The following is a 26855-nucleotide window of genomic DNA, read 5'->3' as shown; positions in this document are numbered from 1 at the left end:
ATGTTCAAGAAGCTCGATCAGGTCCTCTCGGCTCAACAGGTCGCCGAACTGAAGCAGATCGCGTCGAACGCGCAATTTGTCGACGGCAAGATCAGCAATCCGCACAACAAGACGAAGAACAACCTGCACCTGAACGATCAGAACGCCTATCAGCGATCGGCCCAGATCATGACTCAGGCACTGATGGGCCATGAGGATTTCCGCAATTTCGCCTTTCCGCGCCAGATCGCCCCGCCGCTGATTACGCGTTACGATCCCGGAATGAACTACGGCCTGCATCCCGACGCGGCCATCATGAACATCAACAATGCAATTATGCGGTCGGACCTGAGCTGCACGATCTTCCTCAACGATCCCGACAGCTATGAAGGCGGCGCGCTCAAAATCTGCCTTGCCGATCAGGACGTACGCTTCAAGCTGTCCGCCGGATCGGCGATCGTCTATCCGTCGACGACGTTGCACGAGGTTGAAAAGGTGACGAGCGGCGATCGTCTAGTAGGAATCACCTTCATCCAGAGCCAGATCGGCGATCACGCGAAGCGCGAACTGCTCTACGAACTCAACGAAGTCGCCGCGCTCGAAGGCAATAACATGGCGTTCGAGAACTTCATCCGGTTGCAAGGCGTGCAGCAGAACCTGCTGCGCTGGTGGGTGAATAGCTGAATTGATTGTCAGACTCGGCCTGACGGCCGAGCGCTAGCGAGGTTTTGACAATATCACGCCCCGCAGTGCCACTCGCCTTCCATTTCGCCAGATCCCTCATTCTCTTCGGTGATCACGACGCGGGCGTTGCGGAAGGTGACTTCGCCGATGGTTTCACCCTCACCTTCCTCAGGCAGGACCTGGATCCGGATGGCACCGGCGTGAAAGCTACCACCATCGTAAAGCGCATTGAGTTCGGAGGGCCGTTCGCCATCATTGCCGGTGCGCTGCGGCACTTCGAATGTCATGTGGCGCAGCGTGCCATATGGCCGCGCAATCGCATCGCCCTCAACGGCGACGAGCAACGCCTTGCCGTCCTGCTCCAGGCTGCAACCGGCGCCCGCTTCAAGTTCGGCTTCGATCTCGGCCTGCGAAAGGGGCGCCAGTGCAGGCGCCTCGACCGCGGGCTCCGTATCCACCGGGGTCAGCGCCTGCTCCGGTTCTTCTTCGCCTGCTGCCGTTTCTTCGGCCGCTTCGCCGCCCTCGGGCTGCGTGCATCCCGCGATCAGCAACACGGCCGCAATACCCGGCCACACGGTCTTCATGCTTTTCAAACTCCGCATCTCAATATCCCATCAGCGACAGCACTTCCTTACGGCTTCTGTCGTCGTCGAGGAAGCACCCCATTAATCGGCTCGTCACCATACTCACGCCCGGGGTACGCACCCCGCGCGCTGTCATGCAGCTATGACTCGCATCGATCACGACCGCGACGCCATCGGGCTGCAGATGCTTCCAGATGCAGTCTGCCACCTCCGCCGTCAGCCGCTCCTGCACCTGCAGCCGCCTGGCGAAGCCGTGCAGTACGCGGGCGAGCTTCGATATCCCGACAACCTTGTCGCGCGGCAGATAGGCGATCGCCGCCTTGCCGATGATCGGCGCCATGTGATGCTCGCAATGCGACTGAAAGGGTATGTCCTTCAGCAGCACGACCTCGTTATAGCCGCCGACCTCCTCGAATGTCCGGTCGAGATGGATCGCGGGATCCTCGTCATAGCCCTGGCAATATTCCTTCCAGGCACGGCCGACGCGCTTCGGCGTATCGAGCAACCCTTCGCGCAAGGGATCGTCGCCGGTCCAGCGAATCAACGTACGGATTGCCTCCTGCACCTCGTCGGGCACGGCGATCTTGGCGGGCGGATCGGCGATGTCGCCGTCCACGGCATGGTCATATTCGCTCATGCGCCATCCTTTTCCAGATTTGGAGGGATGACGCCAGTGTGCAGCGAGCGCGAGCCTATCCCGTCACCTCGAGGATCATGTTCGTCGGCGTTTCGGCGGCGCGGCGGACATGGCGGAAACCCGCCTCCTCCAGCACCTCGGTCAGCCGCTTCTGCCCGGCCTGCGCGCCGAGGCCGAGCCCCACATCCTGCGCCAGCGAGGCGGGCGTGCAGACCGTTGTCGAGAAGCCGTAGAATATCTGGCCGACCGGATGCATGTTCTCGGCCATGCTGTCGCCCGCCATCGGTTCGACGAGCATGAAGGTGCCGCCCTCTTTCAGCGTCTCGCGGACATGCCGGGCGGCGCCGACCGGATCGCCCATATCGTGCAGCGCATCGAAAATACACGCGAAATCATAGTTTTCGCCGGGAAAATCCTGCGCCGTCGCGACGGTGAACTCGACATTGTCGACGCCCGCCGCCTTCGCCTTGGCGCGCGCCTCCTCGATCGAAGGTTCGTGGAAATCGAAGCCGTGGACGGTGGCGTTCGGAAAGGCCTCGGCCATCAGGATCGAGGATGAGCCATGGCCGCAGCCGATATCGGCGATCCGGCCGCCCGCGCGCAGCTTCTCCTCCACGCCGTCCAGCGCGGGGATCCATTCGCTCAGCAGGAAGGCCGCATAGCCGGGGCGGAAGAAGCGATCGACGCCGCAGAAGCAGCAGGCACCCTGGTCGCTCCACGGCCGTCCCTCGCCCGAGCGGAAGGTCTCGACCGCGCGCTCGTGATTCTCGAACTGCCCAACCACCGATTGCAGGAAACCCTGCATGCAGGCCGGCTGCCCTTCCGTTGCCATCACCAGCGCCTGTTCGGGCGACAGCGAGAATCGTCCGCTCGCGGGGTCGTGCGTCACATAGCCCGCCGCCGCGTTGCAGCCCAGCCATTCGTGGAGATATTTGGGATTGAGCCCCGTCTTCGCTGCAAGTTCGTCGACGCTCGACGGTCCCGCCTCGCGCATCGCCTCGTAAAGCCCGGCCTGGTCGCCGATATAGGCGAGCAGGACGCTCATCGAAGCGGCGATATCGCCGACCACCTTTTCGGCAAGCTGCTCCAGCTTCGTTTCGTCGATCTGTGTCGCCATCTTCGCATTCCTTCCATCCGTTGCATGGGTGCGCCCGAAGGATGCGTGTCCACGTTGGCGGGATGTCTCACGACGCGGCGAGTCGCGTCAAATAGTTCTCGCACGGTACAAGTTTGCACCGGCTTTGGCGCGGAGGCAGCACTCCAGTGGTCGCTTCTGCATCGCCCACCGCCTCTGCGTTGCGGGCATCGCCGGTGGTCTGGCGCGCCCGGCAGGATTCGAACCTGCGGCCCCCGGATTAGGAATCCGATGCTCTATCCGACTGAGCTACGGGCGCCCGGTTTCCCGTTAGGCCGGGCGCGGAGGGCGGTCAATTCTCGCGTTCGCGGCGGCGTACCGGCAGCGGCAGCGGCGCGACGGGAACGCCGTCTTCGACAAGCTTCTTCGCGTCGTCGAGCGTGGTTTCGCCGTGGATCGGGCGCTCATCCTGTTGACCGTCGTGCATGGCGCGGGCCTCGCGGGCGAAATCCTTGCCGACATAGTCCGATTTCTCGAGCATTTTTGCCTGGGCCTCGGCCAGCTTGGAGAGCAGCGCTTTCATTTCGGCCGGGCTGCCTTCCCCTCCCGATTGCATCGGCACGGGCGCATTGCCCTTGGCGGGCGTGTCGCTCTTGCGATTACCCTTGGCGCCGACAGCAGGCGCCATCAACGCCTTGCCGACTTTCTGCGAGCCGCAGATCGGGCATTCGACGAGGCCCCTGCCCTTCTGCTCCTCGAAATCGCCCGACGAGCCGAACCAGGCCTCGAACACATGACCGGTGTCGCATTTGAGATCGAGGACGATCATGACTGCAGTTCCGCTGCCGAAATTTCACGGCGGTGCTGGCCGACCGGGATGCGGCGGCGGACTTCGGAAAGGCGCGCGCGGTCTATCTCGGCAAAGCCCAGTCCCTCGCCGTCGCCCATGTCGAGCAGCACCTCGCCCCAGGGATCGACGACAACGCTGTGGCCGAACGTCTCGCGGCCATCCTCATGCTTGCCGTGCTGTGCAGCGGCCACGACGAAGGCGGCGTTCTCGATCGCTCGGGCACGAAGCAGAACATGCCAGTGCGCCTTGCCCGTCGGTACGGTGAAGGCGGCGGGCACGGTCAGCAGTGTTGCCTCGGCATCGGCAAGGTTCTGATAGAGGCGCGGAAAGCGGATATCGTAGCAGACCGAAAGGCCGATCCGCCCGACCGGGCTGTCGGCAACAACGGCTTTGTCTCCGCCATCGTAGACCGCCGACTCGCGCCAGCTCTCACCGGTGTCGAGATCGACGTCGAACAAATGCATCTTGTCGTAGCGCGCGCGAATCTGCCCCTCGCCGTCGATCAGGAAGCCGCGGTTGACGAAACGGTCCGACCCCGGCGCCGACCGCAATGCGAGACTACCAAGGTGGACCCATATATTGTGGGCGGCCGCCTCCGCGCGGACGGCCGCGAGAACGGTATCGTCGTCTTCGGTCGCGATGACGGAAGATGCGCGCTTGCGATCGCGATCGAGAAGCCCGCTCATTTCGGGCGTAAAGACGATTTCCGCGCCCTCTGCGCTCGCCGTGGCGATGGCGGCGGTCATCGTTTCGGTGTTCGCGGCCGGGTCGATGCCCGATCGCATCTGAAGCACGGCAATACGCTGCGTCATCGCTTACAGGCCCAGCAGCGGGTCGAGCTTGCCATCCGCCTCGAGCGCGGCGAGATCGTCCGACCCGCCGATATGCGCGCCGTCGATGAAGATTTGCGGCACGGTATGGCGGCCCTGCGCGCGCTGAAGCATTTCGGCACGCTTGCCGGCGTCCATCGTGATGTCGAATTCTTCGAACTCCACGCCCTTCGCATCGAGCAAATTCTTCGCCCGATGGCAGAATCCGCAGAGAAACTTGGTGTAGATTTCGACCTTGGCCATGGCCTCTATGTGTGTGCCGGGCGGGAATCCGTCAATAGTCGTCGCTTTCGCCCGGTATCACGCGTGCCCAGCAGCGCACATGAACCTCGGCCGCGCCGGCCCGCTTGAGCACGCTGGAGCAAGCGCGCGTTGTCGCACCGCTGGTGTAGACATCGTCGACAAGGACGAGGGTCCTGCCCTTCAATCGCGCGCGCCAGCGCTCGTCGATCCGGAAAACGCCGCGCACCGCGCGCTGGCGCTGGCCGGGCGTCATGTTCTTCAGCACGGGCGTCGGTTTCACCCGTTTGAGCGCGTCGAGCGCCAGCCGGTCCGCATCGCCCTGCGCCAGGCCGCGCGCAATGAGCGCCGCCTGATTGTAGCCGCGCCGCCAGATCCGCCCCCGATGCAACGGGACGGGCACGAGCAACGCCCCATCGAGATCGCGCACATGCCGCCGCATCGCCTTGGCGATCAACCGCGCCAGCCCCGTCCGGCCGCCATATTTGAGCTTCAGCGCGATCTGCCGGGCGATCTTGCCATAGGCGACCGCGGCGCGCATCGTATCGAAGGACGGCGGATCGGCGCGGCAGGCGCCGCAAACTTCGCCTTCGTAGCGCGGCTCGTTCGCCGGGGCGGCGCAGACCGGGCAGCCCCCATCGAGGTGCTCGAGCGCATTCCAGCAGGAGAGACAAAAACTGTCCTCGTCGCCGACGACGACTCCACAAGCCGGGCAGCGCAACGGCAGCGCGAAATCGACGAGCGGACGAAGGAGCGGGGCGAGCGCCATGGCCCGGTTGTTCCAGAGCCTCGGAACGGGCACAAGCCCGGCGATGGAGCAGACGGGGCCCTTCGATCGCGCATTGCGGCGCGTGCGGCGAGACCGGGCAGCATCGCGCTGGGATGAGGCCAGCTTCCTGCAGCAGCGGATGGCGGACGAACTGCTCGACCGGCTCGACAGCGTGAAGCGCGAATTCTCTCAAGCGCTGATCCTCGGTTATGTCGGCGATGATTTCGCCGAACGGCTCGCCGAACGCGGTATCGAAACGACGACGGTCGATCCGGGCCGGCTTTTCGCCGAGCGATCGGGCGGCCTTCAGGGCGACGAGGACGAGCAACTCTTCGATGACGGGTCGTTCGACCTGATTCTCTCCTGCGGGATGCTCGATACCGTCAACGACCTGCCTGGTGCGCTGATCCTCGCCAACCGGTCGCTCAAGCCCGACGGACTGTTCCTCGCCGCCTTTCTCGGCGTGGGAAGCCTGCCGGTTCTTCGCAAGGCAATGATGACGGCGGACTTGGCATCCGGCGGCGGCCAGCCGCGCATCCACCCGCAGATCGACGTGCGCTCGGCGGGCGATTTACTCTCGCGCGCAGGGTTTGCGCTTCCGGTGGCGGATGGGGACCGGGTCGAAGTGAAATATCGCAGCTTCGACGCATTGCTCTTCGATCTGCGGGGCGGGGCGATGTCGAGCCTGCTCGGCGGCCGGCCGCTCTCCAAAACAGGCTATTCACTGGCGAAGGAGACGTTCGAGAACGCCGCCGAGGATGGCCGCACGACGGAAATCTTCGAAATCGTCTATCTCACGGCCTGGTCGCCCTCCCCCGATCAGCCCAAGCCCGCTCGGCGTGGTAGCGGCGGCGCATCGCTGGCCGATGTGTTGGGAAAACAACCGAAGTAGCCGCCGTCATTCGATCGATAGGAATGGCACACCGCCTGAACAGTTCCAGCTAGATCAAAGCGTCCAATATCCCGATCAGCGGGATATCGGCGGGCGGCATCTCAAGTCGGAAAAGTTCGGGCGGGCGCACCCATTTCAGTGCCGAGGCGTGGAGCGGCTGCGGCGTACCACGCCATTTGCGGCACACATAGAGCAGCAAGAGCAGATGTTGCCCGTCCAGCGGTGCGCTGGCGAAGGTTGCGGGTGCGAGGCAGCTTTCCTCTGTGTCGATACCCAGTTCCTCGCGTAATTCGCGAACAAGCGCCGATTCGGGCGTTTCCGCGTCCTCGATTTTGCCTCCGGGGAACTCCCACAGTCCCGCCATCGGGGTGGCCGGGGGGCGTTGCTGGACGAGCACGCGCCCGTCTCCGTCGACCAGAGCCGCCGCAACGATAGGGAAAAGCTGCACTTCGGCCCGCGTCATAACCGTTTCTTAAGCCCTCCATGCAATGAGTGAAACCGGGTATGGAACAAGGGGACGTGTGCCATGAAACAGTGGCTGCGAAGGCTGTGGCGTGACCAGAAGGGCGCGACCGCAATCGAATATGGGCTCATCGTGTCGCTCGTCGTGATCGCGATGATCGCTGCGCTCGGGAATTTCGCCAATTCGACGGTCGGCATGTGGAACAACGTGTCGGACAATGTGGCGGCATCGAGCTGACGAAAGGCCGGAAATGCTTAACGCCGCATCAATCCGCGGTTTTAAGCATTTTATAAGACCTGTTTCGTAAAAACCCGCTGTCGGTTCGAATTGGAATGGGCCGGCAGGGTGAATGGAAACCTGCAATATTGCATTGGAACTCAAGGAGACCAGTAATGAAATTCTTCCGCAAGATGCTGAAAGACAGCAAGGGCGCCACGGCTATCGAATATGGCCTGATCGCCGCTCTTATCGCCGTCGCCGCGATCACCGCGATGTCGACGCTGGGTAACACCCTGGGTGATACCTTCAACAACGTTTCGGACGAAATGGCCTAAACCTGATCGTCACTGAGACAAAGGACGGGCGGCGAGGCAACTCGCCGCCCGTTTTTTTTTGGTGTTTGTCTGTCAGACTCGACCTAGCGGTCGAGCGCCGCACCGAGCCATAGGCGAGGTCTGACAATCAAATATGCTGCTGCTTGGAATTAGCCGAAGTCTGATCCTCTAACTCCCGTAAACGATCAGCTTCACCCGCTGCCCTACGCGCAACTGATCGCCCGATCCCATGTCGTTGAGCACGCGGAACCGCTCCTCGCGGTAATTCTCATAGGCCATGCGCGAGGCGAGGCTGCTGATCGTCTCGCCGCTGCGAACCGTCACGACATCGAGCACGCGCGGTCGGATCGCCGCGGCTTCGCTTGCCGAAAGCCGCGAGACCGATCCGATCAGCGACGAGAACGGCCCCGTCCCCTGCCCCGCCTGGGCGATCGTCACGAAATGATAGCGCCGGTTGTTGCCGAATTCATAGGCGGTCACGGTCACGTCGACCTGATTCTGACCGCTCGACATGCGCGCACCGGCCTGTGCGGCGGGAATGCCGTTGACGGTGAACGAGCGGACATTGCCGATCGAAGGCGCTTGCCCCTGCCCCGCCAGGCCGCGGAACACCTGACCGATATAATCGGTGAGGCTGCCGTTGGCGGTACCGCCACCGAACTGGGCCTGACCGGCATTGCCGCTGACCACGACCGCGCTCGTTCCATTCTGGATGGTGTAGCCATTGGGCACGGTGAACTGCAGCCGCAGATCGGGATGCTTGAACGTCTGACCTTCGATCACGCCCTGCGAGGGATCGTCATCGTACATCATCCCGTCGATCGCCGTCAGGAATGCATCGCGACCCGTTTCGCCCCGGCCGCGCACAGCTCCGCGCTGGCTCGCGACGCTTTCGGCGCGCGAAACGCGGGCACCGGGATCGGGGTGGGTGCTCGCCCATTCGGGGAGTGCGCGTGCATCGCGCCCGGCAATCCGGGCGTCGAGCGTCGTCTGCGCCGCCAGCGAGCGCAGCATATCGGCTGCCGCGAACGGATCGTAGCCGGCGGAAGTGAGATAGGAGATTCCGAGCGAATCAGCCTCATATTCCTGGCTACGCGAATAGCGGAGCGTATAGAGTTGCGCCGCCTGACCGGCGATATTGGCGACATCGCCGCTGCCGGTCAGTATGCCGAGGCCCAGCGCGAGGATCTGCGTGAGCGTGCTGGTGCTCTGGCGTCGCGAACTGTGACGCGCAGCGACATGGCCGACCTCATGCCCCATGACCGAGGCAAGCTCGGCCTCGCTATTCATTAGTCCGACCAGATTGCGTGTGATGTAGACATAGCCGCCGGGAAGCGCGAACGCGTTCTCAACCGGCGAATTGAGCATCGTCACGGTGAAATCGTTCTGCGAATTGGACAGGCCGGACTGGACCGCTATGCGCTGTCCGACCCGCACCACATAATTGCTCTGCGGCCCCGAATAGGCACCGCCGAACTGCTGGACGAGCTGGGTATGCGCCTGTGCGCCCTGCTGCCGCTCGCTTTGGGTGATCTGTTCGCCCGGCCCGGGGCCGGTGCCGGGAATCGGCAGCCCGGCGCAGCCGGTTGCCACCGCAAAGGCGGCAATGGATATGGAAAGCTTGAAACGGATCGGCATCGAACGTCCTCCCAGAGCGAATGATCTATGGACGTTCAACCGCGCAGTCGAGCAAAGGGTTCCGGTCGCGGGCTTACTTGCCCATGTCGAGAAATTTGGCGCGTCGCCGCTGGCGCACGGTATCGGCGTCGAGTTTGACGAGCTTGACCAATTCCTCGCCGAGCGCCTTGCCGAGCGAATCGATCGCCTCGTCGGGCCTGCGGTGTGCGCCGCCCACGGGTTCGGCCACGATCCGGTCGACGACGCCCAACTTCTTGAGTTCCTTCGCCGCGATCCGCATCGCCTCAGCCGCGTCGGCAGCCTTGTCCGCCGTGCGCCACAGGATCGACGCGCAGCCTTCGGGCGAGATCACCGAATAGATGGCATGCTCGAACATCAGCACGGTGTTCGCGGTCGAGAGCGCGATCGCGCCGCCGGACCCGCCCTCGCCGACGATCGCGGTGATGTTCGGGACTTTCAGATTGAGGCACGCCTCGGTGGAACGGGCGATCGCCTCTGCCTGAGCGCGTTCCTCGGCCTGGATACCGGGAAAGGCGCCGGGCGTGTCGACCAGAGTCACAACGGGCAACCCGAACCGGTCGGCCAGCTTCATCAGCCGGATCGCCTTGCGATAGCCTTCGGGCTTGGCCATGCCGAAATTGTGCTTCAGGCGCGATTGCGTGTCGTCACCCTTTTCATGGCCGATCACCATGACGCGATGGCCGGAAATCCGTCCAAATCCGCCGATGATCGCCTGATCGTCGGCAAAGGCGCGATCCCCGGCGAGCGGCATGAAATCGGCGACGAAACCGGCGATATAGTCCTTCAGATGCGGCCGGTTGGGATGCCGGGCGACCTGCGTCTTCTGCCACGGCGTCAGGCTGGCATAGGTCTCGCGCAGCATGTCCTCCGATTTGCGCTCGAGACGGCGGACCTCCTTGTCGATATCGACCGGCCCGTCATCGGCGGTTTCGCGCAGTTCGGCGACGCGCGCCTGCAGTTCGGCGATCGGTTTTTCGAAATCGAGGAAATGCTCCATGGAGGCGCGGTTAGGCTGCGGAACCCGGCTCGTCAACGAGGGGGTGACGGGCGTTCACGAGTTCGACGAGCCGGGCGCTGTCGACATGGGTATAGATTTGCGTCGTGGCGATATCGGCGTGGCCGAGCAGCGTCTGTAGCGCACGGATATCGGCGCCACCCTCCAGCAGATGCGTCGCGAATGCATGGCGCAGCACATGCGGGCTGATGCGGTCGGGCGGGATGCCCGCCTTGGCGGCAAGCTCCTTGACGATCTGATAGAGGCGGATGCGCGTCAGGTGCTTCTTGCCCGAGGGGAACAGCCAGGCTGCATCGCCCGGCACATGAACGCGCCACGCTTCGACCGCCGCCAGCGCGCGATCGGAGATCGGCACCAACCGCTCGCGCCCGCCCTTGCCGGCAAGAATAAGGAAGGGAGAGCCCTTGCGTATTGCCGCGCGCGGCAGCGAAACAAGTTCGGTCGCGCGCAGGCCCGATCCGTAAAGCAGCTCGAACAACGCAGCGAGGCGGAGCGCCAACGGTTTGCCGGTTGCGACTTCCGCCGCGATCGTATCGAACAATCGCTCGACATCGCCCCTGCCCAGCGTCTTCGGCAGCGGGCGGCCTTGCGACGGGCGCGGCAATGCGGCGGAGGGATCGTCGCCGCGAAGGCCTTCCTCGGCCAGAAAGCCGTAGAAGCGTCGCAGCGCGGCCGATTTCCGAGCCACGGTCGACCGCGCGAGCGTCATCCAGCTTTCGCCCAGAGACCGGATGTCGTCTCTTCCCGCCTCGCTCATTCCGCCTTCGAGTTCGGCCGAGGCGCCGCGCAGGTCGCGTTCATAGGCGAGCAGCGTGTTGCGCGCCGCCCCCGCCTCGGCCGCCATCATTTCGAGGAAGCGCTCGATCAGTCGCGCGTCATCGCCGGATGCGGGAACCGCGGGCTCCTTGGCCACGCCGGTCAGGCGCGGGTGATCGCTTCGGCGGCGATCATCCGGGCCTCGGCCATCCGGCCCGACAGGCGCAGTGCGCGGACGACATGGTAGAGATGCGCGGGCGGGATACCGCTCCAGCTTGGCGATTGCATGCCGATTGCGGCGATGACGGCCACCATCCCGGCATTTTGCCGCTGCGCCGCGCGATCCAGAGTTTGCGTCCAGATATTCTGCCGGTCGAGGCCAAGGTCCAGCGCTTCATTCGCATCGCCGATCTCGCCTTCGTCGAGCCGCCCCAGCCCGGCGAGCGCGGCGGCGAGAAGCTGTGCGCGATGCCTGCCCTCCGCGCCTTGAGTATCCGCATAGTCATCGACGCGGCCGTAGCTGACCTCGACAGCCTCGGTCGGCGCGCCGACGGCGAGCAGCGCCCAGCCCTGGCTGCCGCTTTCGACCGAATCAGCCCAGCGTGCTGCCCGGATATCGAAACCGGCGCTCAGCATCGATGCAATCAGGTTTGCGCTGTCATCGGCCAAATCCTCGGAAGGTTCGACGCGCGCAGCGGCCCGGGCCGTCAGCACCAGCGCGGCATAGCGATCGTCCCTGCCCTGCCATTCGGACCAGATCTCGCGCATCGCCGATAGCCGCTCGGCCTGCGTCCCGCGAACATAGGCCGCGCGTAGATTGCCGGTCGTCGATCCGGGCACGTCTTCGGGATCCATCTCCGGCAGGACGGCGCTGTACATGGTCACCAGCGCTTCGTTGGAGAGCACACCGATTGCCGTTGCCGTCCGCGCCGGGGCGAGGCGATCGGCGATCGGAATGGAGGGCGCCCGTGCGCGCCATGCCTGGACACGCTTGTTGACCGTGCCGAACAACTCCTCGGGAATTTCCTCACCGGTTGCCGTCGCCATGCCGTAGCGCCAGATATTGAGTCGCTCGACGCCTTCCCACTCGATCGTGACCGCGCGAGAAGTGCCGCCGGCCGATGCCAGCTTCTCGCCGAGCAACAGATCGAAACCGTTGGTGAGCCCGGCGCGGCGCGCGGCGGAAATCTGCGCCGTCGCCCGCGTACTTTCTCCGCCGAACCCGGCGCAAATGGCATCGGCCATTACCCAGGCCGGTGTTTCGGCGACGCGCCGGGCGCCACTGACGAGCGGGCAGAAGGCGGCCGGGTCGGCCGCCGCGAGCCCGACCTGCATGGCGACGGCGTAGAGCTTCGGCGTGAACCGGTCACTGTCGACGCGTTGGACCAGCATCCGCGCCGCATCGACCTCGCCCATGCGCAGGAGCAGCCACGCCCGCTCAGCGATCCAGTCCGGCGGCGAGACGTTGGCCGGCGTCGGCACCTGGCTCAGCAGCCCGCGGCGGAGCGTGATATTGAGCCAGCGCGACGGCAGCGGCGCATCGACGCGCCGCATCAGCGTTTCGACATAAGGCCCGTTCCACCCGGAAAAACTGTCCTCGCCATAACCGCCGAGTTCGGGCGTCAGCGGGCCGACCAGGTCGAGCGATCGCCGCGCGCCGGGCGGCAGTTCATACTCCATGGGAATGTCTTCGAATTCGAGATCGGACATGCCGAAATCGTCGATATCCTCCTCTTCGCCGCCATCATCGTCGGACCGGGAGGCGGAACTTGACGGCGGAGGTGGCGGCGGCGCGACGGATGGCGGTGCGGGGGGTGCAGGCGTGGCCGGGCCGGTCGGCGCGGGAGGCGACGGTGTCGCGGGCGCGGGCGGCGTCGGATCGTCGAAACCGGGGGGCAGGATCGATTCGGGTGAATCCTGCCCGGCCGCGGGAACGCTCAGCGCGTAGGCGCCGATCGCCGTTCCGGCTCCGAGCAACAATAGCCTAAGTTTGAAGTGCGTCATCCGCGACTGGGGTCTCGATTGTCTGGGTTTCGACCTCTGTATCTACCTGCGACAGAAAATAAAGCGCGATCGCCAGACCTATGAGAAAAACCAGAAGCACAATTGCCGAGCGTGACATATTCGATCCCTTGCTGCGGGGCGATTGCCCAAAGCGCGGCCAGTCTATAGCGTCGCGTCCATGCCGACTAGTCACACTAATGCGCCTCCCGCCTATGCCACGCGCGCGACGATCGACCGTCCGATCGTGCTGATCGGAATGATGGGTGTCGGCAAATCGACCGTGGGACGCAGGCTCGCGACGCGGCTCGGCCTGCCCTTCATCGACAGCGACGATGCGATAGAGGAAGCCGCGGGCATGACCGTGGGCGAACTGTTTGAAACTTATGGGGAAGCTCAATTCCGCGACGGTGAGCGGCGGCTGATCGCACGGCTGATGGACAAGGAGCCGAAGGTCGTGGCAACCGGCGGCGGCGCCTTTGTCGACGATGAAACTCGGGCGCTCATCCTCGAAATGGCGACCGCGATCTGGCTGAAGGCGGATGTGGATATCCTCGCCGAGCGTGTCTCGCGCAGGGACACACGCCCACTGCTTCGCCACGACGACCCGGCCAAGGTTCTGGCGGAACTGATGGCGAAGCGCGAACGCTTCTACGCCGAGGCGCACCACCATATCGAAAGCGGCAATGGCGCGCATGAGCAGACCGTCGACCGCATCCTGCAGGCGCTGGCGTCATGACATCGGTCCAAGTGCCGCTTGGCGAGCGGAGTTACGATATCGTCATCGAAACGGGCGCGCTTGACCGGGCCGGTGAACGGCTTGCGCCCTTCGCGCCTCGCGGGCGATTGGTCGTGATTACGGACGAGCATGTCGCCGACACGCAACTGCAGCGACTGACGGCATCGCTCGAAAAGGCGGACATCGCCGCTCACACGATCGTTCTCGCACCCGGCGAGGGAACCAAGAGCTGGGAGCAACTCGCCCTGCTTACCGACGAATTGCTGTCGCTCGGCACCGAGCGCGGCGACCATATCGTCGCGCTGGGCGGTGGGGTGATCGGCGATCTGGTGGGGTTCGCCGCAGCCATCCTGAAGCGCGGTTGCAACTTCATCCAGATCCCGACGACCCTGCTCGCGCAGGTCGACAGTTCGGTCGGCGGCAAGACGGCAATCAATTCGGCTGCGGGCAAAAATCTTGTCGGTGCCTTTCATCAGCCTTCGCTCGTCCTTATCGATCCGACCGTCCTCGATACGTTGCCGCCGCGCGAAATGCGCGCCGGCTATGCCGAGGTCGTCAAATACGGCCTAATCGACGACGCGGATTTCTTCGCCTGGCTCGAAGACCATGGCGAAGCCGTGCTGGCCGGCAATCGGGACGCGCAAATCCATGCGATCGAAACCAGCGTCGCGGCCAAGGCGCGGATCGTCGGCGAGGACGAGACAGAGCGGACCGGGCGGCGCGCATTGCTCAACCTGGGGCATACATTCGGCCATGCGCTGGAGGCGGAAACCGGTTTTTCGGACAGGCTGCTGCACGGCGAGGCCGTTGCGGCTGGAATGGCGCTGGCCTTCGCTTATTCGGCGCGGCGCCGGCTGTGCCCGGGAGAGGATGCAGCGCGCGTCTCCGATCATCTGCGGCGGTCGGGCCTCCCGGTTTCGCTGTCGGATGCAGGAATCTCAGCAGGTGGCGAGACGCTGGCAGCGCATATGCGCCACGACAAGAAGATGGTGGGCGGCACCCTGCCCTTCCTGCTCACTCGCGGCATCGGGCAGACATTTCTGGCCCGCGACGTCGATCTTGCCGACATCGCTGTATTTCTTGATTCGGCTTAGTCGCTGCCCCGCGACCCTGAGGGGTCGAATGCGATCGATTCGGCCAGTCCGAAGCTGATCTCCTTGCCCGCCTGCATATCGCCGTCTTCGATCTGGCGTTCGAGACGGCGCCGGTCACGGTCGCGATATTCATCGATGACGATCTCGATCGTCTCGTCCTCGATCTCGATCGCTACCATGGCAAGACGCGCCAGTTCGACCGCCGATTCGAAGACTTCGCGCACCGTGCCGTCGATATGCGCCCGGTGCAGTTCGATCAGGTGGCGGCGGTCGAAGGCGCGAACGAAGATCTTGGTATCGGGAAAAGCCTTGCAGACCGCGTCGAGCCTTTCCGACTCGATCGGATCGCCGTCCTGGCAAAAGAGGATCGCCTTCACATGGGCCGCGCCTGCCTCCCGAAGAAGATCGACCCTCGTCCCGTCGCCATAATAGACCTTGCGCCCAAATTCGTTCGACACGTCGATCTGGTCGGGATTGACGTCGATAAGGGTGACCGAAATCTGTGCCGCCTCGAAAATCTGGGCAACCGTCTGGCCGAAACGGCCATGCCCAACGACGATCACACCCGCCTGCCCTGCCGCCTCCGGGCCATCGAGATCGTCGCGCGCCGTTTCACGCACTCCGCCGAAGACCCGGGTCAGCATCATGAGAAACGGCGTCGTCGCCATCGATATCGTGACGACAGCTCCGAATAGGCTCGACGCCTCGGGCGCGATCAAGAAAGCCCGCTCGGCCTCGGTAAACAACACAAAGGCGAACTCGCCGCCCTGGCTCAAAAGCAGGCCGATGACCAAGGCGGGCCGCGTCGCCATTCCGGAAAGCCGCGCCAGGCCGAAGATGATCGCGACCTTCGTGGCAACGAGCGCGGCGGCCATGCCTATCACGAAGAGCGGCCGCGAGAGCACGACATCGACATCGAGCATCATCCCGACGGCGAGGAAGAACAGGCCGAGCAGGATCGAGCGAAACGGGTCGATATCGGCCTCCAACTCGTGCCGGTAAGGCGAATCGGCGAGGATCACGCCGGCGACGAAGGCGCCGAGCGCCATCGACAGGCCCAATGAATCCATCAGCACCGCCGCGCCGAATACGGTGAAGAGCCCGGCGACGATGAACAATTCGCGTTCGGCGAAACGGCCGACGACTCGGAACAGAGGCGTCAGCAGGAACCGCCCGGCGACCACCAGACCGACGATCGCAAGAACCGCATAGACCGCAAGCAGCCAGCCCGGCGGCGCGCCGGGATCGGCCGGCGCCCGGGAAAGCGCGGCGATAATCGTCAGCAGCGGGATGATCGAGAGATCCTGGAACAGCAGCACTGAAAAGGCGCGCTCGCCCGTCGGGGTGTTGAGGCGACCGCCCGATTGGAGCAGCGGCAGAACCTGTGCGGTCGAGGAAAGCGCCAGAGGCAGGCCGATCGCGACCGCCGCTGCGAGCGTGAAGCCGGCGAAGAACAGGACGAGTCCCGTCAACGCGATACCGCACAAGGCGACCTGCAACAGGCCGAAACCGAAGATCTCCTTTCGCAACCGCCAGAGCCGCGCCGGTGCGAGTTCGAGCCCGACAAGAAACAGCAGCAGGATGATGCCGATCTCCGCCGCACCGAGCATCGATTCGGCGCTTCCGGCGAGGTTCAGGCCGTGCGGCCCCACGGCGACACCGGCGATTAGGTAACCCAGCACCGCGCCCAGGCCGAGGCGACGGAAGATCAGGACGAACGCCAGCGCGGCGCCGAGCAGGATCAGGCCGCTCATCAGCAGATCGCCCGTGGCGCTATGACCCGCAGCTTCCGTTGCTGCGTGCTCGACCGCCATCAGGCGGAGACCCGGGCGTTAGCGACTGCCTCTGCGGCGGCTTCGAACGCGAGCCGGATCGAAGCATGGCGCGCCTTATGCGGAACTGCGGCGGCAAATATCTCCAACCCCGGCCATTTACCGGGATCGTCCCGCTCGCCGGCCAGGAATGCCGTCAATGCGTTGCGCGCCGATTCGAGTTCGGCAAAGTCGCGGCCGATCGCATGGCGCGCCATCAGCGCCGAAGACGCCTGGCCGAGCGCGCAGGCGCGGACTTCGAGCCCGAGATCGGCGACACGGCCATCATCGGCGAGCGCGACGTCTACGATCACCCGGCTGCCGCAAATGGGCGAACGTCTTTCGGCCGTTCCGGCAGGATCGCTCAACCGACTCAGATGCGGGATCGCCGTTGCGAGACGCAGGATATCGGCGTTGTAGAGAGCGGCGGACATACCGCCAGATTTAGTCGGTTCGCGTATAAATGCCAGTGAACCAGTTGCCCCATTCGCCAGTTTCCGGATCCCGCTCCCAGAATTCCTGCAGCACGCTGCCGTCGTCGCGCGCCGTCCAGCGGCCGCGGAAAGGTCGGGGCGCGTCCTGATTGGCATAGGTGATCGTGCCGTCGAGGGTCAGTGTCCCCTCCTCGATCGCCGGGCCTTCCATGCGGATGATGACGCCGCGACTCAGCCAAAGCTGCGTCCAGGTGCCGCGGACATGATCGTAGAAATTGTATGACTGGCCGGCGGGATTGCCGCCCTGGCTATAGCGCTCGAGCAGCGCGCAGCCATTGTTGATCGGCTGGATCGAATTGGTGCCGGCCAACTGCCCCTGCGGCGTGCGGACCTCCCATTCCCCAACCCAGAAGTCGAAAGAGCGATAGGCATCGGCCTCGCAGGAGGGCGGCGCCTGGGGACTCGGCGGCGGCGTGGGTTCGCTTTCGGTCTGCGCCATCGCCGGAACGGCGCAGATCATGGCGATGCCATAGGAAACGCCACGGATTCGCTTGAGAACGGACATTGCTTCTCCCCCTGTTGCCTCAAGAGGAACCTAGACCCGGGCGGCCACGAGTCAGCGGCTAATCGACGAATGCCCGAACCCGTTCGACGGTCTCAGACTTCTTCCGCTACCTCTTCGCCGCCTTCCGACTGGCGATATTCGACGAAATCGATGATCGCGCGGCCCGAGGCGTTGAGTAGCGGATAGCTGCGCGATTCCGTGAGCCAAGCGGGGCGTTCGGTGCCTCCGCCATAGGCGATATCGAGCGCCAGATTGACCAGCAGGAACAGCAAGGTCACGCCGACGAGCCCCTTGAGCGCGCCGAATCCGACGCCGAGCATCCGGTCGAACGGGCCGACGAACGATTCGCGCACGCCGATGCCGAGCTTGCGTCCAACGAACCGGCTGCCGAAAAAGGCGGCGGCGAAGAGCAGTGCGAAGGCGAGCACGGGCGCGCCATCGCCCGCTCCCAGCGAATCCGCCATCCATGCCGTCACCGGCGCATGGAACAGCCGCAGCGCCAGCACCGCGAACACCCAGGACAGCAGCGTCAGCGCCTCATAGGTGAAACCGCGAAACCCGCCGCGAATAGCGCCGCCGAGCACGACGACGAGGACAATCGCATCGAACACCGTCATGGCGCCCCGCTAGGCTCGCCCGAGCAGATGGTCAACGAGTTGTCGCAGTCCGGAAAAGCCCTGCAGACTCACCCCCGGTTCGCGGCAATCGACCGACGCTGGCAGCAACGCCTTGGAAAAGCCGAGTTTCGCCGCCTCGCGAAGCCGCAGCGCGGCATGGGCCACCGGCCGAACCTCACCGGAAAGCGAGATTTCGCCAAAGGAAACCGCATCGGCAGGGATGGGCTGCTCGGACAGCGCTGAAACCAGCGCGGCGGCGACGGCAAGATCGGCCGCCGGATCGGCGATGCGATAGCCACCCGCGACGTTGAGATAGACCTCCGATGACGCGAAACCGAGGCCGCAGCGAGCCTCCAGCACGGCGAGGATCATTGCCAGCCGGCTCGAATCCCAACCGACCACGGCCCGGCGCGGCGTCGCGCCCGAGGCGAGCCGCACGACAAGCGCCTGGATCTCGACCAGGACGGGACGTGTGCCCTCGAGCGCAGGGAAGACGACCGCGCCGGAAACATTCTGGTCGCGCGAGGTGAGGAACAGCGACGAGGGATTGGAAACCTCCTCCAACCCCTGCTCCTGCATCGCGAAAACACCGATCTCGTCGGTGCCGCCGAAACGGTTTTTGATCGCGCGCAGGATGCGGTACTGATGGCTGCGCTCGCCTTCGAAGCTCAGCACCGTGTCGACCATATGTTCGAGCACGCGCGGGCCTGCGATCGATCCGTCCTTGGTGACATGACCTACAAGGACGAGGGCACTCCCGCGCTCCTTGGCGAAGCGGATCAGTTCCTGCGCCGAAGCGCGGACCTGGCTGACCGTGCCGGGCGCGCCTTCGATGAGGTCCGAATGCATGGTCTGGATCGAATCGATGACGAGCAGCGCCGGCGGTGCGCCTTCGCCCATCGTCGTCAGGATATCGCGCACCGATGTCGCCGAGGCCAATCGGATCGGTGCGTCGCCCAAGCCAAGCCGCTGTGCGCGAAGTCGGATCTGGTCCCCGGCCTCCTCTCCCGAAATATAGACGACATCACGGCTCGCCCCCGCCAGCTTGGCGCTGGCCTGCAACAACAGCGTCGACTTGCCGATCCCTGGATCGCCACCGATCAGCGTTGCCGAACCCGGCACGAACCCGCCGCCCAGCGCGCGGTCGAACTCGGGAATGCCCGTGCTCATGCGTTTCGGCAGCGGTACGTCGGCGTCGAGACTGGCGAGTTGGAGCTTCGACCCGCCCGATTGCAGATTGTGCTTCTTCTGAAACGGCGTCACGACGCCACCCGATTCCTCGACCAGCGTATTCCAATCACCGCAATCGGCGCACTGGCCCTGCCATTTGGAAGACACCCCGCCGCAGGATTGGCAGACATAGCGCTTTTGCGGTTTGGCCATGATGCCATCTATAAACGGAACATTTGCGGAACGCTAGCGGGAACATTACCGAGCATCGTCATTCTTGCGGCAGCAGAAATGACCAAGTTAATTCAATCTATTCAATATATTCTGGGCAAATATTGAGAGTGAATCGTCGCGAGCGCCCATCACGATAATCCGGTCGCCCTGTTCGGCCATCACGGTGAGCCGGTCGCCGCAATCTCCCCGGTCCGCAATGTGCTCGGCCGATCGGCCACCCTCCTCCACCTTTCCGACAATCTGTTCGCTCCCGACACTTTTATCCGTTGTGCCGCCAAAATATACCGGATCACAGAGAATTAGCCTGTCCTTCTCATTCATATTCTCAACAAAACAGGTGGCGAGTTCCGCCCCCATCTGCTTCAGCGGGCCATAGCCATGCGGCTGGAAGAAGATGAGCAGCCGGCCCGGAAAGGCGTGCAGCGTCTTCAGCGTCGCCGCGACCTTGTCCGGATTGTGCCCGAAATCGTCGATAACGGTGATGCCGTTCTTCGTGCCGACGATGTCGAAACGCCGCCTGAGGCCCTGAAAACCACCGATCGCATCGGCAGCCTCGGCGAGCGGAATGCCACAGGCGAGTGCCACCGATATCGCAGCGAGTGCGTTCTGCGCATTGTGCCGGCCGGGCACGGCCAGGGTTACATCCGCCTCGGCACCCGTTTTTCGCTCGGAAACGCGGAACGCTACCGAAAGTGGCTGCTCGATCAAATCCGAACCGCAAAGGTCGCAATCGGCTCCAAATCCGAAGGAAAACGCCGTCAGGCCGTCTGAAGCATCGACCAACGCCCTCGTTTCCGCATCGTCGCCATTGACGATCGCGGTCCCGGCCCGCGCCAGAAAGCCCCCGAACAGCATTCGCAGTTCGTCCATCGACTTGTGATCGAGCGAGACGTTGTTCAGCACCGCGATATCGGGCTCGTAGAGCGCGATCGAACCGTCGCTCTCGTCGACCTCGGACACGAAGACGTCACCCTGCCCCACCAGCGCGCTGGCGAACGGTGTATCGTCGCTGACGAAGTTCTTCATCACGGCGCCGTTCATCACCGTCGGATCGCGCCCGCAGGCGTGCAGGATCCAGCCGACCATTCCGGTGACGGTCGACTTGCCGCTCGTACCGGCAATACCGATGCCGCAGCCCGAAGCATTGAACAGCCGCGACAGCAGCTCTGGCCGCGTAATCCGCTCCAGACCGAGGCGTCTTGCCGCCATGACGTCAGGCACGCTGTCTTCGACCGCGGCCGAAGCGACGAGGATTTGTCGCTCGTCCGCCAACCCGCTGCCATCCTGCGGAAACAGTTCGATTCCCTGCGTTTCGAGCCAGTCGAACTTCGCCGCCGTCCGGCCCTGGTCGAGCGCTCTGTCCGAGCCCTTCACGGAAAAGCCGCGGCCGCGCAGGATGCTTGCGAGGGGCAACATGCCGCTGCCGCCGATACCGCAGAAGAAATAGGATTTGTCGTCGGCCATCGCGCCTCGCTATGAGCCGGAGCCGGTTTTGGCAATTTCGAAGGAGCGGCAATGGGGAAAAGTCCCGTCCGGATCGGCGTCGTCGCCCCCAGCTCGCCGTTCGAAAAGGACGTGGCCGACCGCGTCACAGCGCTAGCCGGTCGCGTCTTTCCCGACGGAACACCCGAAATCCGCTTCCACCCGCAATGTTTCGAGCGCGACCATCACTTCGCGGGCAGCGACGCTGCGCGTCTCGCCGGTTTCCTCGAATATGCCAACGATCCCGATCTCGACGCGATATGGTTCGCACGCGGCGGATACGGTTCCTGCAGAATTGCCGATAAGGCGTTGGCTGATATAGGTAATGAGGCGCGTGGAAAGCACTTTCTCGGCTATAGCGATGCAGGGATGCTGCTTGCCGGGCTTTACAATGCCGGATTCAGCGTCGCGCACGGGCCGATGTGTCAGGACATCGTTCGCGACAAGGGCGAGGAGGCGATCGTTCGCGCACTCCGCTGGCTCGTGACGAGGGATCCTGAAACGCTTGAACCGGATCTCGATCCGGACAGGCCGAACGCCGCATTCAACCTGATGGTGCTCAGTCAGATCGTCGGCACGCCGCTGGAGCCCAAGCTCGACGGCCATGTCCTGCTGCTCGAGGAAGTGTCCGAGCATCTCTATGCGATCGACCGGTCGATGCACCATGTTACGGCGACCGCCACGGCGTCAAAACTTGCCGGAATCCGCCTCGGCCGGTGCAGCGATATTCCCGAGAACGACGTCGATTTCGGCCACGATCCCGGACAGATCGCACGATATTGGTGCGAGCGGCGCGGCATCGCCTGGCTCGGACATGCCGATATCGGCCATGACGCGGCGAACAGGATCGTTCCGTTTGGATATTTAACCGGTCTTTAACCATGAATCGCGCATCATGTATTTGAACAGCGCACACGAGCGGGCGGGGAGCGAGACATGGCAGACCTGGCTTTTGCGAGACGAAAGAACTGGCATCGCGAAGGGATTCCCGTTGCAATTCCAGCGCCGGCGAACGAAGTCGATGACGGCATGAAACTCGACCAAATCGAATATGCGACCATCCTGGACCAGCTTGGCGAAGGCGTGATCGTGACCGATGCGACGGGACGGATCACCTTCGTCAACGAAACCGCGATACGCCTCCATGGCGTCAAACGGCTCGATGTCGAACCCGACGACTATTCCGATCACTATCACCTGTTTACCGAAGACGGCGAACCCTATCCGCCGGAAAAGCTGCCGCTGACCCGGGCCGTACGCGACGCCGAGATCGTTTCCGATGCGCGCTGGATGATCCGGCGGCCGGACGGCAGCGAGGTGCTTGCCATTGGGACGGCGCGCCCCCTGTTCGACGCCGACAATCGCCAGAGCGGCGCGGTGCTCACCATCCGCGACGATACCGCACGCCATGCCGCCGAAAACCAGCTCGCGCGATTGAACGAAACGCTCGAACAGCGGATCACCGAAGCCGTCGCCGAGCGCGAGTCGCTCGAGGCCGCCTATCGCCAGTCGCAGAAGATGGAAGCGGTCGGCCAGCTCACCGGCGGTATCGCGCACGATTTCAACAACTTGCTCACCGTGATTTCGGGCAGCACCGAATTGCTGGCGATGCGGCTGAGTGCCCATGACGATGAGAAGACGCACCAACACCTGCTCGGAATAGCAAAGGCGGCCGACAAGGCCGCGTCGCTGACGCAGCGGCTGCTCGCTTTCTCGCGCCGCCAGCCGCTCGATTACCGGAAAACCGACATCAATGCGCTGATCGCCAGCCTCGAGGAACTGTTCGCACGCACGATCGGCGAGACGATCATGCTCCAAACCGATTTCTCGCCCGGTGCGAACGTCATCCATGTCGACGCGAACCAGCTCGAAAACGTCCTCCTGAATCTCGCGCTCAACGCCCGCGACGCGATGCCCGATGGCGGCGTCGTAACGATCCGGACGGCGCGCGAATCGCTGGCCGAACGGCGCGACGAACTGCTGCCCGGCGATTATGCCGTCATCGCGGTATCCGACACGGGCACGGGCATGGACGAGGCCACCCGTATTCAGGCCTTCGAGCCCTTCTTCACGACCAAGGGCGTCGGCAAGGGCACCGGGCTTGGCCTGTCGATGATCTACGGCTTCGCCAAGCAATCCGGCGGCGATGTCGAAATCGATTCGCGACCGGGCGAGGGCACGACGGTGCGCGTGCTCCTGCCCGTCGACCGACCCGCCCCCTCCCCCGCCTGAGTTTCTCGCGGCTCGACATGGCGCGCAGGCAGTGCCACGCTCGCCCCGATGCGCGAGAAAGAGCTACGGCTGGCCCTGATCTGCTATGGCGGCATCAGCCTTGCCGTCTACATGCACGGGATCACCAAGGAGGCTTGGCGGCTGGCCCGCGCGAGCCGCGGCTTTCACGATCATAGCGAACCCGCGGCGTCCTCACAGGGCATCTACCGCGAATTGCTCGAGGCGATCGAGGAAGAATGCGGCGTCAAGCTGCGCGTGCTGATCGATATCGTCGCCGGGGCCAGCGCGGGCGGCATCAACGGCATCTATCTCGCCCATGCCATCGCTAGCGGCAAGTCGCTCGAACCGCTGACGGACTTGTGGCTCGAAAAGGCCGATGTCGACATGCTTCTCGCGCCCGATAAGCGCCCGATCGGGCGGTTTACCAAATTCTGGGCGACGCCGATTGCCTGGATGGCGGCGCGGCGGCGTGGCGGCATGGTGGAAACGACGGTCGATCCCGACACGCAGGACGAGGTCAGCGGCAAGCTATCGCGCTTCGTCCGCGCCAAATGGTTCCAGCCGCCCTTTGGAGGGGTCGGGTTCGATCACCTGCTGCTCGACGCCTTCGAGGCGATCGAGGCGACCAAGGCGTCGCCGCCGCTGCTGCCCGAGGGCCAGCCGCTCGACCTGTTCGTCACCGTCACCGATTTTCACGGCTATCCGCAGCAATTGCGCCTGAACAGCCCACCCGAAATCACCGAGACCGAGCACCGCATCACGCTCGGCTTTCGCGATGCGGGCCGGTCGCCGCGCATTCTCGGCGGTATCCCCGCCCTCACCTTCGCCGCCCGTGCCACGGCAAGCTTCCCCGGCGCCTTCCCCCCCTTCACGGTCGCGGAGCTCGACGAAGCCCTCGCCGAGCGGGACACCGCCTGGCCCGAGCGCGAATCCTTTCTCGCCCGCGCCTTTCCGCGGCAGCACGCCGCCGGAACGATCGACCGGATGGCGCTGATCGACGGGTCGGTGCTCGCCAACGCGCCCTTCGGCCCCGCCATAGACGCGCTCAAGAGCCGCCCGGCCCGTCGCGAGGTCGATCGGCGTTTCGTCTATATCGATCCCAAGCCCGGCATGCGCAGTATCGGCATGGGTTCGGGCGACGAGGCGCCAGGCTTCTTCCGCACGATTTTCGGCGCGCTGTCCGATATTCCGCGCGAACAGCCGATTGCCGACAATCTCGAGGCGATCGAGGGGCGATCACGGCGGATCCGTCGAATGCAGCGCATTATCGAAGCCATCCGCCCCGAAGTCGAAGCCTCGATCGACCGGGTGTTCGGCCGTACGCTCTTCCTCAATCGGCCGACCGAGGCGCGGCTGTCGGCATGGCGGCAAAAGGCGCAGAACGAAGCGGCTGCGCAGGCCGGCTATGCCTTCGCCTCCTACGGCCATCTCAAACTGTCCGGAATCGTCGAGGACATCGTCGCGACGCTCACGATGATTGCAGGTGACGAAGCGCCGGACGAGCGGCGCCTGCGATCGGCCCTGTGGGCGCATGTCCGCACGCTCGAGTTGGAAGGGCCCGACGCACTGGGTGGGGGCCATGCCAGCGAGGCCGCGATCGCCTTCTTCCGGACGCACGACCTTCAGTTTCGAATCCGCCGGCTGCGCTTCCTGCTGCGGCGAATCGGCCAGATCGAGGAGAGCGAACCGCTCGGGCAGGACGGTTACGACGCCGCTCACGATGCGATCGTCGAGACGCTGGGCGACCATCTCGAACGCCAGAGGCGCGACTATTATGGAAAGGCTGCTCGCGAGGCCGCGATCGGCGCGCCGGACGATCCGGCGGCGGCGCTTGCCGCTCTGGCCGGGGCGCGGCGGTTGAAACAGGCCGACGAGACGGCCGAAGCGGCGCTCGTCCGCGCCTTCTCCGCACTGCCCAAGGCGCCGCGGCGCACGCTGATCCTCGCCTATCTCGGCTTCCCCTTTTACGACATCGCGACCCTGCCGCTGTTGCAGGGCGAAGGGCTAGACGAATTCGATCCGGTCAAGGTCGATCGCATCGCGCCCGAAGACGCGCCATCGATCCGGGAAGGCGGCGCCGAAGCCTGCCTTCGCGGCATCGAGTTCAACAGTTTCGGTGCATTTTTCAGCCGCGCCTATCGCGAGAATGATTATCTCTGGGGCCGGCTGCACGGCGCCGAACGCTTTGTCGACATCGTGATCTCCGCGATCCCCGAGGGGAAATCGCTGCCGCCGGGCAGGGTCAGCACGCTGAAAACACGGATTTTTCGCCGCATACTGGATGAAGAACGCGATCGGCTGACCCATATCGGCGCGCTGTTCGACACGCTGGAAAGCGAGATCGGCTGAGAAACGCGCGCTAGCCAAGGGGCGCGCCCGTCACTAATATCGGCGCGACACAAAATACGGGATCGCAATGAATTTCCTCAAGACCCTGTTCTGGATCGTTCTCTCCGCGGTGGTCGTCATCTTTTCGCTCAACAACTGGCTGCCGGTGACGCTCAACCTATGGGGCGGATTGCAGGCCGATGTGAAGCTGCCGGTGCTGCTGCTGTTTGTCTTCCTTGTCGGCTTCGTCCCGGCGATGATCTATTACCGCACCAGGACCTGGCGGCTGACGCGCCGGCTGGAGACGGTGGAGCGCGAACTTGCCGACGCGCGCGGCCTGAAACAATTCCGCACGCCCGAACCGGCCACCAAGGCCAAGCGCGAAAAGTCCGCGGAACTGACGCTCGACCAGCCCGCGCCGCCGGAGCCCCAGACATGAGGAGCCCGATCTTCGTCGCGCTCGACACGCCCGACCTCGAACGCGCCAAGGCGATCGCCACCGCCGTCCGCAACCATGTCGGCGGAATCAAGCTCGGCCTCGAATTCTTCGCCGCCCATGGCCAGCAGGGCGTGAAGGAAATGGCCGATCTCGATATGCCGATCTTCCTCGACCTCAAATTGCATGACATCCCCAACACCGTCGCCAAGGCGGTGCAGGCGCTTCGCCCCATCGAACCGGCCGTGCTGACCGTTCACGCAGGCGGCGGCCGCGCGATGATGGAAGACGCCAAGGCGGCGGCGCCGATCGATACAAAGGTCGTCGGCGTGACGATGCTGACGAGCCTCGACGATCAGGATCTTGCCGATACCGGCATTTCCGGTGCGGCGCACGATCATGTCATGCGGATGACGGAACTCTCCCGCGAGGCGGGCCTCGACGGTGTCGTCTGCTCGGGCAAGGAGGTGAAGGCGGCCAAGAAGCTCTGGCCCGACGGTTTCTTCGTCGTCCCCGGCGTGCGCCCCGCCAACGGCCATGCCGCCGACCAGAAGCGTACCGTCACACCCGCCGACGCGCTCCACGCAGGTGCGTCGATCCTCGTCATCGGCCGTCCGATCACCCAGGCCGACGAACCGGACAATGCGGCACGGGCTATCGAAGCGACCTTGTAGCGCTGCGTCTTCGATGATGTGGCGTTCTTGGAGCCGCCCGCGAAATATTCC

29 protein-coding genes and 1 tRNA gene are annotated in these 26855 nt (G+C 64.3%); 11 read left to right on the top strand and 19 right to left on the bottom strand.

Translation table 11 applies throughout. The features are described from left to right. Positions 1 to 663 carry a Fe2+-dependent dioxygenase gene (locus Q0139_RS06335; RefSeq protein WP_298019148.1) on the top strand — a complete coding sequence of 221 codons (663 nt, stop codon included), beginning with the start codon at positions 1 to 3 and terminating at the stop codon, positions 661 to 663. A 53-nt stretch (positions 664 to 716) separates the two neighbouring features. Here Q0139_RS06335 and Q0139_RS06330 read toward each other — a convergent pair whose 3' ends face one another. From Q0139_RS06330 to Q0139_RS06295, 8 genes are all read right to left on the bottom strand, one after another. After that, positions 717 to 1247, bottom strand: a complete 531-nt coding sequence (locus tag Q0139_RS06330; protein WP_298019145.1) for a hypothetical protein — start codon at positions 1245 to 1247, stop codon at positions 717 to 719. Between the two features lie 19 nt (positions 1248 to 1266). Continuing rightward, on the bottom strand, positions 1267 to 1884 hold the full coding sequence (gene folE, locus Q0139_RS06325; RefSeq protein ID WP_298019142.1) for a GTP cyclohydrolase I FolE: 618 nt from the start codon (positions 1882 to 1884) through the stop codon (positions 1267 to 1269). A 55-nt stretch (positions 1885 to 1939) separates the two neighbouring features. Next, complete coding sequence (locus Q0139_RS06320; protein WP_298019139.1) at positions 1940 to 3001, bottom strand: methyltransferase domain-containing protein; 1062 nt, start codon at positions 2999 to 3001, stop codon at positions 1940 to 1942. A gap of 200 nt (positions 3002 to 3201) precedes the next feature. Next, positions 3202 to 3278, bottom strand: a tRNA-Arg gene (locus Q0139_RS06315). A gap of 33 nt (positions 3279 to 3311) precedes the next feature. Next, positions 3312 to 3788 carry a DUF1178 family protein gene (locus Q0139_RS06310; protein ID WP_298019136.1) on the bottom strand — a complete coding sequence of 159 codons (477 nt, stop codon included), beginning with the start codon at positions 3786 to 3788 and terminating at the stop codon, positions 3312 to 3314. Continuing rightward, positions 3785 to 4621, bottom strand: a complete 837-nt coding sequence (locus tag Q0139_RS06305) for a carbon-nitrogen hydrolase family protein (RefSeq protein WP_298019132.1) — start codon at positions 4619 to 4621, stop codon at positions 3785 to 3787. The genes Q0139_RS06310 and Q0139_RS06305 overlap by 4 nt, the downstream gene beginning before the upstream one ends. 3 nt (positions 4622 to 4624) lie before the next feature. Next, positions 4625 to 4882 carry a glutaredoxin 3 gene (gene grxC / locus Q0139_RS06300; protein WP_298019129.1) on the bottom strand — a complete coding sequence of 86 codons (258 nt, stop codon included), beginning with the start codon at positions 4880 to 4882 and terminating at the stop codon, positions 4625 to 4627. 31 nt (positions 4883 to 4913) lie between these two features. Continuing rightward, positions 4914 to 5648: a ComF family protein gene (locus Q0139_RS06295; protein ID WP_298019126.1), complete on the bottom strand. Its 735-nt coding sequence runs from the start codon at positions 5646 to 5648 to the stop codon at positions 4914 to 4916. On the opposite strand from Q0139_RS06295, the gene Q0139_RS06290 reads away from it, so the two are divergent. After that, complete coding sequence (locus tag Q0139_RS06290) at positions 5647 to 6540, top strand: methyltransferase domain-containing protein (protein ID WP_298019123.1); 894 nt, start codon at positions 5647 to 5649, stop codon at positions 6538 to 6540. The two genes, Q0139_RS06295 and Q0139_RS06290, sit on opposite strands and share 2 nt — an antisense overlap. Positions 6541 to 6589: 49 nt before the next feature. Here the strand turns inward: Q0139_RS06290 and Q0139_RS06285 are convergent, their stop codons facing one another. Then, positions 6590 to 7003: a (deoxy)nucleoside triphosphate pyrophosphohydrolase gene (locus Q0139_RS06285; RefSeq protein WP_298019121.1), complete on the bottom strand. Its 414-nt coding sequence runs from the start codon at positions 7001 to 7003 to the stop codon at positions 6590 to 6592. 63 nt (positions 7004 to 7066) lie between these two features. Here Q0139_RS06285 and Q0139_RS06280 point away from each other — a divergent pair, with 63 nt between their 5' ends. Together Q0139_RS06280 and Q0139_RS06275 are read left to right on the top strand one after the other, a co-directional pair. Continuing rightward, on the top strand, positions 7067 to 7240 hold the full coding sequence (locus tag Q0139_RS06280) for a Flp family type IVb pilin (protein WP_298019118.1): 174 nt from the start codon (positions 7067 to 7069) through the stop codon (positions 7238 to 7240). Positions 7241 to 7395: 155 nt separating this feature from the next. Beyond that, a complete protein-coding gene (locus Q0139_RS06275) occupies positions 7396 to 7557 on the top strand; it encodes a Flp family type IVb pilin (RefSeq protein ID WP_298019115.1) in 162 nt (53 codons plus the stop codon). A gap of 168 nt (positions 7558 to 7725) precedes the next feature. Here the strand turns inward: Q0139_RS06275 and Q0139_RS06270 are convergent, their stop codons facing one another. The 4 genes from Q0139_RS06270 to Q0139_RS06255 form a co-directional block, all read right to left on the bottom strand. Then, positions 7726 to 9195 (bottom strand): M48 family metalloprotease, encoded by a 1470-nt coding sequence (locus Q0139_RS06270; protein ID WP_298019112.1) that lies wholly within the window; start codon positions 9193 to 9195, stop codon positions 7726 to 7728. A 73-nt stretch (positions 9196 to 9268) separates the two neighbouring features. Further along, positions 9269 to 10213 carry an acetyl-CoA carboxylase carboxyltransferase subunit alpha gene (locus tag Q0139_RS06265; RefSeq protein WP_298019109.1) on the bottom strand — a complete coding sequence of 315 codons (945 nt, stop codon included), beginning with the start codon at positions 10211 to 10213 and terminating at the stop codon, positions 9269 to 9271. Positions 10214 to 10223: 10 nt separating this feature from the next. Continuing rightward, positions 10224 to 11144: a tyrosine recombinase gene (locus Q0139_RS06260; protein ID WP_298019106.1), complete on the bottom strand. Its 921-nt coding sequence runs from the start codon at positions 11142 to 11144 to the stop codon at positions 10224 to 10226. A gap of 5 nt (positions 11145 to 11149) precedes the next feature. Next, complete coding sequence (locus Q0139_RS06255) at positions 11150 to 12991, bottom strand: hypothetical protein (RefSeq protein ID WP_298019103.1); 1842 nt, start codon at positions 12989 to 12991, stop codon at positions 11150 to 11152. A gap of 178 nt (positions 12992 to 13169) precedes the next feature. Between Q0139_RS06255 and Q0139_RS06250 the strand changes: the two genes are divergently transcribed. Then, positions 13170 to 13727 carry a shikimate kinase gene (locus Q0139_RS06250; RefSeq protein ID WP_298019100.1) on the top strand — a complete coding sequence of 186 codons (558 nt, stop codon included), beginning with the start codon at positions 13170 to 13172 and terminating at the stop codon, positions 13725 to 13727. Beyond that, a complete protein-coding gene (gene aroB, locus Q0139_RS06245) occupies positions 13724 to 14821 on the top strand; it encodes a 3-dehydroquinate synthase (RefSeq protein WP_298019097.1) in 1098 nt (365 codons plus the stop codon). Before Q0139_RS06250 ends, aroB begins: the two co-directional genes overlap by 4 nt. Here aroB and Q0139_RS06240 read toward each other — a convergent pair. The 6 genes from Q0139_RS06240 to murC all read right to left on the bottom strand — a co-directional run bounded on the left by Q0139_RS06240 (position 14818) and on the right by murC (position 21116). Then, positions 14818 to 16635: a cation:proton antiporter gene (locus Q0139_RS06240; RefSeq protein WP_298019095.1), complete on the bottom strand. Its 1818-nt coding sequence runs from the start codon at positions 16633 to 16635 to the stop codon at positions 14818 to 14820. The two genes, aroB and Q0139_RS06240, sit on opposite strands and share 4 nt — an antisense overlap. Continuing rightward, the gene (locus Q0139_RS06235; protein WP_298019091.1) at positions 16635 to 17066 is read right to left on the bottom strand and encodes an iron-sulfur cluster assembly scaffold protein; all 432 of its coding nucleotides are present in this window, start codon (positions 17064 to 17066) and stop codon (positions 16635 to 16637) included. The genes Q0139_RS06240 and Q0139_RS06235 overlap by 1 nt, the downstream gene beginning before the upstream one ends. A gap of 10 nt (positions 17067 to 17076) precedes the next feature. Next, positions 17077 to 17631 (bottom strand): hypothetical protein, encoded by a 555-nt coding sequence (locus Q0139_RS06230; RefSeq protein ID WP_298019088.1) that lies wholly within the window; start codon positions 17629 to 17631, stop codon positions 17077 to 17079. 92 nt (positions 17632 to 17723) lie between these two features. Further along, positions 17724 to 18248: a CvpA family protein gene (locus tag Q0139_RS06225; protein ID WP_298019085.1), complete on the bottom strand. Its 525-nt coding sequence runs from the start codon at positions 18246 to 18248 to the stop codon at positions 17724 to 17726. 9 nt (positions 18249 to 18257) lie between these two features. Further along, positions 18258 to 19631, bottom strand: coding sequence for a DNA repair protein RadA (radA, locus tag Q0139_RS06220; protein ID WP_298019082.1), 1374 nt, complete (start codon positions 19629 to 19631; stop codon positions 18258 to 18260). An 87-nt stretch (positions 19632 to 19718) separates the two neighbouring features. Continuing rightward, positions 19719 to 21116, bottom strand: coding sequence for a Mur ligase family protein (gene murC / locus Q0139_RS06215; RefSeq protein WP_298019079.1), 1398 nt, complete (start codon positions 21114 to 21116; stop codon positions 19719 to 19721). A 51-nt stretch (positions 21117 to 21167) separates the two neighbouring features. Between murC and Q0139_RS06210 the strand changes: the two genes are divergently transcribed. The 5 genes from Q0139_RS06210 to pyrF all read left to right on the top strand — a co-directional run bounded on the left by Q0139_RS06210 (position 21168) and on the right by pyrF (position 26804). Next, positions 21168 to 22013 (top strand): LD-carboxypeptidase, encoded by an 846-nt coding sequence (locus Q0139_RS06210; protein ID WP_298019077.1) that lies wholly within the window; start codon positions 21168 to 21170, stop codon positions 22011 to 22013. 150 nt (positions 22014 to 22163) lie between these two features. Then, the gene (locus Q0139_RS06205; protein ID WP_298019075.1) at positions 22164 to 23366 is read left to right on the top strand and encodes an ATP-binding protein; all 1203 of its coding nucleotides are present in this window, start codon (positions 22164 to 22166) and stop codon (positions 23364 to 23366) included. 48 nt (positions 23367 to 23414) lie between these two features. Beyond that, entirely contained in the window at positions 23415 to 25715 is a 2301-nt protein-coding gene (locus Q0139_RS06200) for a patatin-like protein (protein ID WP_298019071.1), read from the top strand. A 67-nt stretch (positions 25716 to 25782) separates the two neighbouring features. After that, positions 25783 to 26133, top strand: a complete 351-nt coding sequence (locus tag Q0139_RS06195; protein ID WP_298019068.1) for a lipopolysaccharide assembly protein LapA domain-containing protein — start codon at positions 25783 to 25785, stop codon at positions 26131 to 26133. Continuing rightward, entirely contained in the window at positions 26130 to 26804 is a 675-nt protein-coding gene (gene pyrF, locus Q0139_RS06190; RefSeq protein ID WP_298019065.1) for an orotidine-5'-phosphate decarboxylase, read from the top strand. Before Q0139_RS06195 ends, pyrF begins: the two co-directional genes overlap by 4 nt. Positions 26805 to 26855 lie beyond the last annotated feature (51 nt).

Origin of the sequence: uncultured Parasphingopyxis sp. (assembly GCF_937129435.1) — a bacterium.
Lineage (GTDB): Bacteria > Pseudomonadota > Alphaproteobacteria > Sphingomonadales > Sphingomonadaceae > Parasphingopyxis.
Note: the sequence above shows the minus strand (reverse complement) of the source record. Positions and strands in the feature narration are given on the sequence as shown.

Excerpts from the sequence above, each read along its gene's own strand:
- Q0139_RS06335 (WP_298019148.1), top strand. The coding sequence starts at position 1 with ATGTTCAAGAAGCTCGATCAGGTCCTCTCGGCTCAACAGGTCGCCGAA.
- Q0139_RS06330 (WP_298019145.1), bottom strand. The coding sequence starts at position 1,247 with ATGAAGACCGTGTGGCCGGGTATTGCGGCCGTGTTGCTGATCGCGGGA.
- folE (WP_298019142.1), bottom strand. The coding sequence starts at position 1,884 with ATGAGCGAATATGACCATGCCGTGGACGGCGACATCGCCGATCCGCCC.
- Q0139_RS06320 (WP_298019139.1), bottom strand. The coding sequence starts at position 3,001 with ATGGCGACACAGATCGACGAAACGAAGCTGGAGCAGCTTGCCGAAAAG.
- Q0139_RS06310 (WP_298019136.1), bottom strand. The coding sequence starts at position 3,788 with ATGATCGTCCTCGATCTCAAATGCGACACCGGTCATGTGTTCGAGGCC.
- Q0139_RS06305 (WP_298019132.1), bottom strand. The coding sequence starts at position 4,621 with ATGACGCAGCGTATTGCCGTGCTTCAGATGCGATCGGGCATCGACCCG.
- grxC (WP_298019129.1), bottom strand. The coding sequence starts at position 4,882 with ATGGCCAAGGTCGAAATCTACACCAAGTTTCTCTGCGGATTCTGCCAT.
- Q0139_RS06290 (WP_298019123.1), top strand. The coding sequence starts at position 5,647 with ATGGCCCGGTTGTTCCAGAGCCTCGGAACGGGCACAAGCCCGGCGATG.
- Q0139_RS06295 (WP_298019126.1), bottom strand. The coding sequence starts at position 5,648 with ATGGCGCTCGCCCCGCTCCTTCGTCCGCTCGTCGATTTCGCGCTGCCG.
- Q0139_RS06285 (WP_298019121.1), bottom strand. The coding sequence starts at position 7,003 with ATGACGCGGGCCGAAGTGCAGCTTTTCCCTATCGTTGCGGCGGCTCTG.
- Q0139_RS06280 (WP_298019118.1), top strand. The coding sequence starts at position 7,067 with ATGAAACAGTGGCTGCGAAGGCTGTGGCGTGACCAGAAGGGCGCGACC.
- Q0139_RS06275 (WP_298019115.1), top strand. The coding sequence starts at position 7,396 with ATGAAATTCTTCCGCAAGATGCTGAAAGACAGCAAGGGCGCCACGGCT.
- Q0139_RS06270 (WP_298019112.1), bottom strand. The coding sequence starts at position 9,195 with ATGCCGATCCGTTTCAAGCTTTCCATATCCATTGCCGCCTTTGCGGTG.
- Q0139_RS06265 (WP_298019109.1), bottom strand. The coding sequence starts at position 10,213 with ATGGAGCATTTCCTCGATTTCGAAAAACCGATCGCCGAACTGCAGGCG.
- Q0139_RS06255 (WP_298019103.1), bottom strand. The coding sequence starts at position 12,991 with ATGACGCACTTCAAACTTAGGCTATTGTTGCTCGGAGCCGGAACGGCG.
- Q0139_RS06250 (WP_298019100.1), top strand. The coding sequence starts at position 13,170 with ATGCCGACTAGTCACACTAATGCGCCTCCCGCCTATGCCACGCGCGCG.
- aroB (WP_298019097.1), top strand. The coding sequence starts at position 13,724 with ATGACATCGGTCCAAGTGCCGCTTGGCGAGCGGAGTTACGATATCGTC.
- Q0139_RS06240 (WP_298019095.1), bottom strand. The coding sequence starts at position 16,635 with ATGGCGGTCGAGCACGCAGCAACGGAAGCTGCGGGTCATAGCGCCACG.
- Q0139_RS06235 (WP_298019091.1), bottom strand. The coding sequence starts at position 17,066 with ATGTCCGCCGCTCTCTACAACGCCGATATCCTGCGTCTCGCAACGGCG.
- Q0139_RS06230 (WP_298019088.1), bottom strand. The coding sequence starts at position 17,631 with ATGTCCGTTCTCAAGCGAATCCGTGGCGTTTCCTATGGCATCGCCATG.
- Q0139_RS06225 (WP_298019085.1), bottom strand. The coding sequence starts at position 18,248 with ATGACGGTGTTCGATGCGATTGTCCTCGTCGTCGTGCTCGGCGGCGCT.
- radA (WP_298019082.1), bottom strand. The coding sequence starts at position 19,631 with ATGGCCAAACCGCAAAAGCGCTATGTCTGCCAATCCTGCGGCGGGGTG.
- murC (WP_298019079.1), bottom strand. The coding sequence starts at position 21,116 with ATGGCCGACGACAAATCCTATTTCTTCTGCGGTATCGGCGGCAGCGGC.
- Q0139_RS06210 (WP_298019077.1), top strand. The coding sequence starts at position 21,168 with ATGGGGAAAAGTCCCGTCCGGATCGGCGTCGTCGCCCCCAGCTCGCCG.
- Q0139_RS06205 (WP_298019075.1), top strand. The coding sequence starts at position 22,164 with ATGAAACTCGACCAAATCGAATATGCGACCATCCTGGACCAGCTTGGC.
- Q0139_RS06200 (WP_298019071.1), top strand. The coding sequence starts at position 23,415 with ATGCGCGAGAAAGAGCTACGGCTGGCCCTGATCTGCTATGGCGGCATC.
- Q0139_RS06195 (WP_298019068.1), top strand. The coding sequence starts at position 25,783 with ATGAATTTCCTCAAGACCCTGTTCTGGATCGTTCTCTCCGCGGTGGTC.
- pyrF (WP_298019065.1), top strand. The coding sequence starts at position 26,130 with ATGAGGAGCCCGATCTTCGTCGCGCTCGACACGCCCGACCTCGAACGC.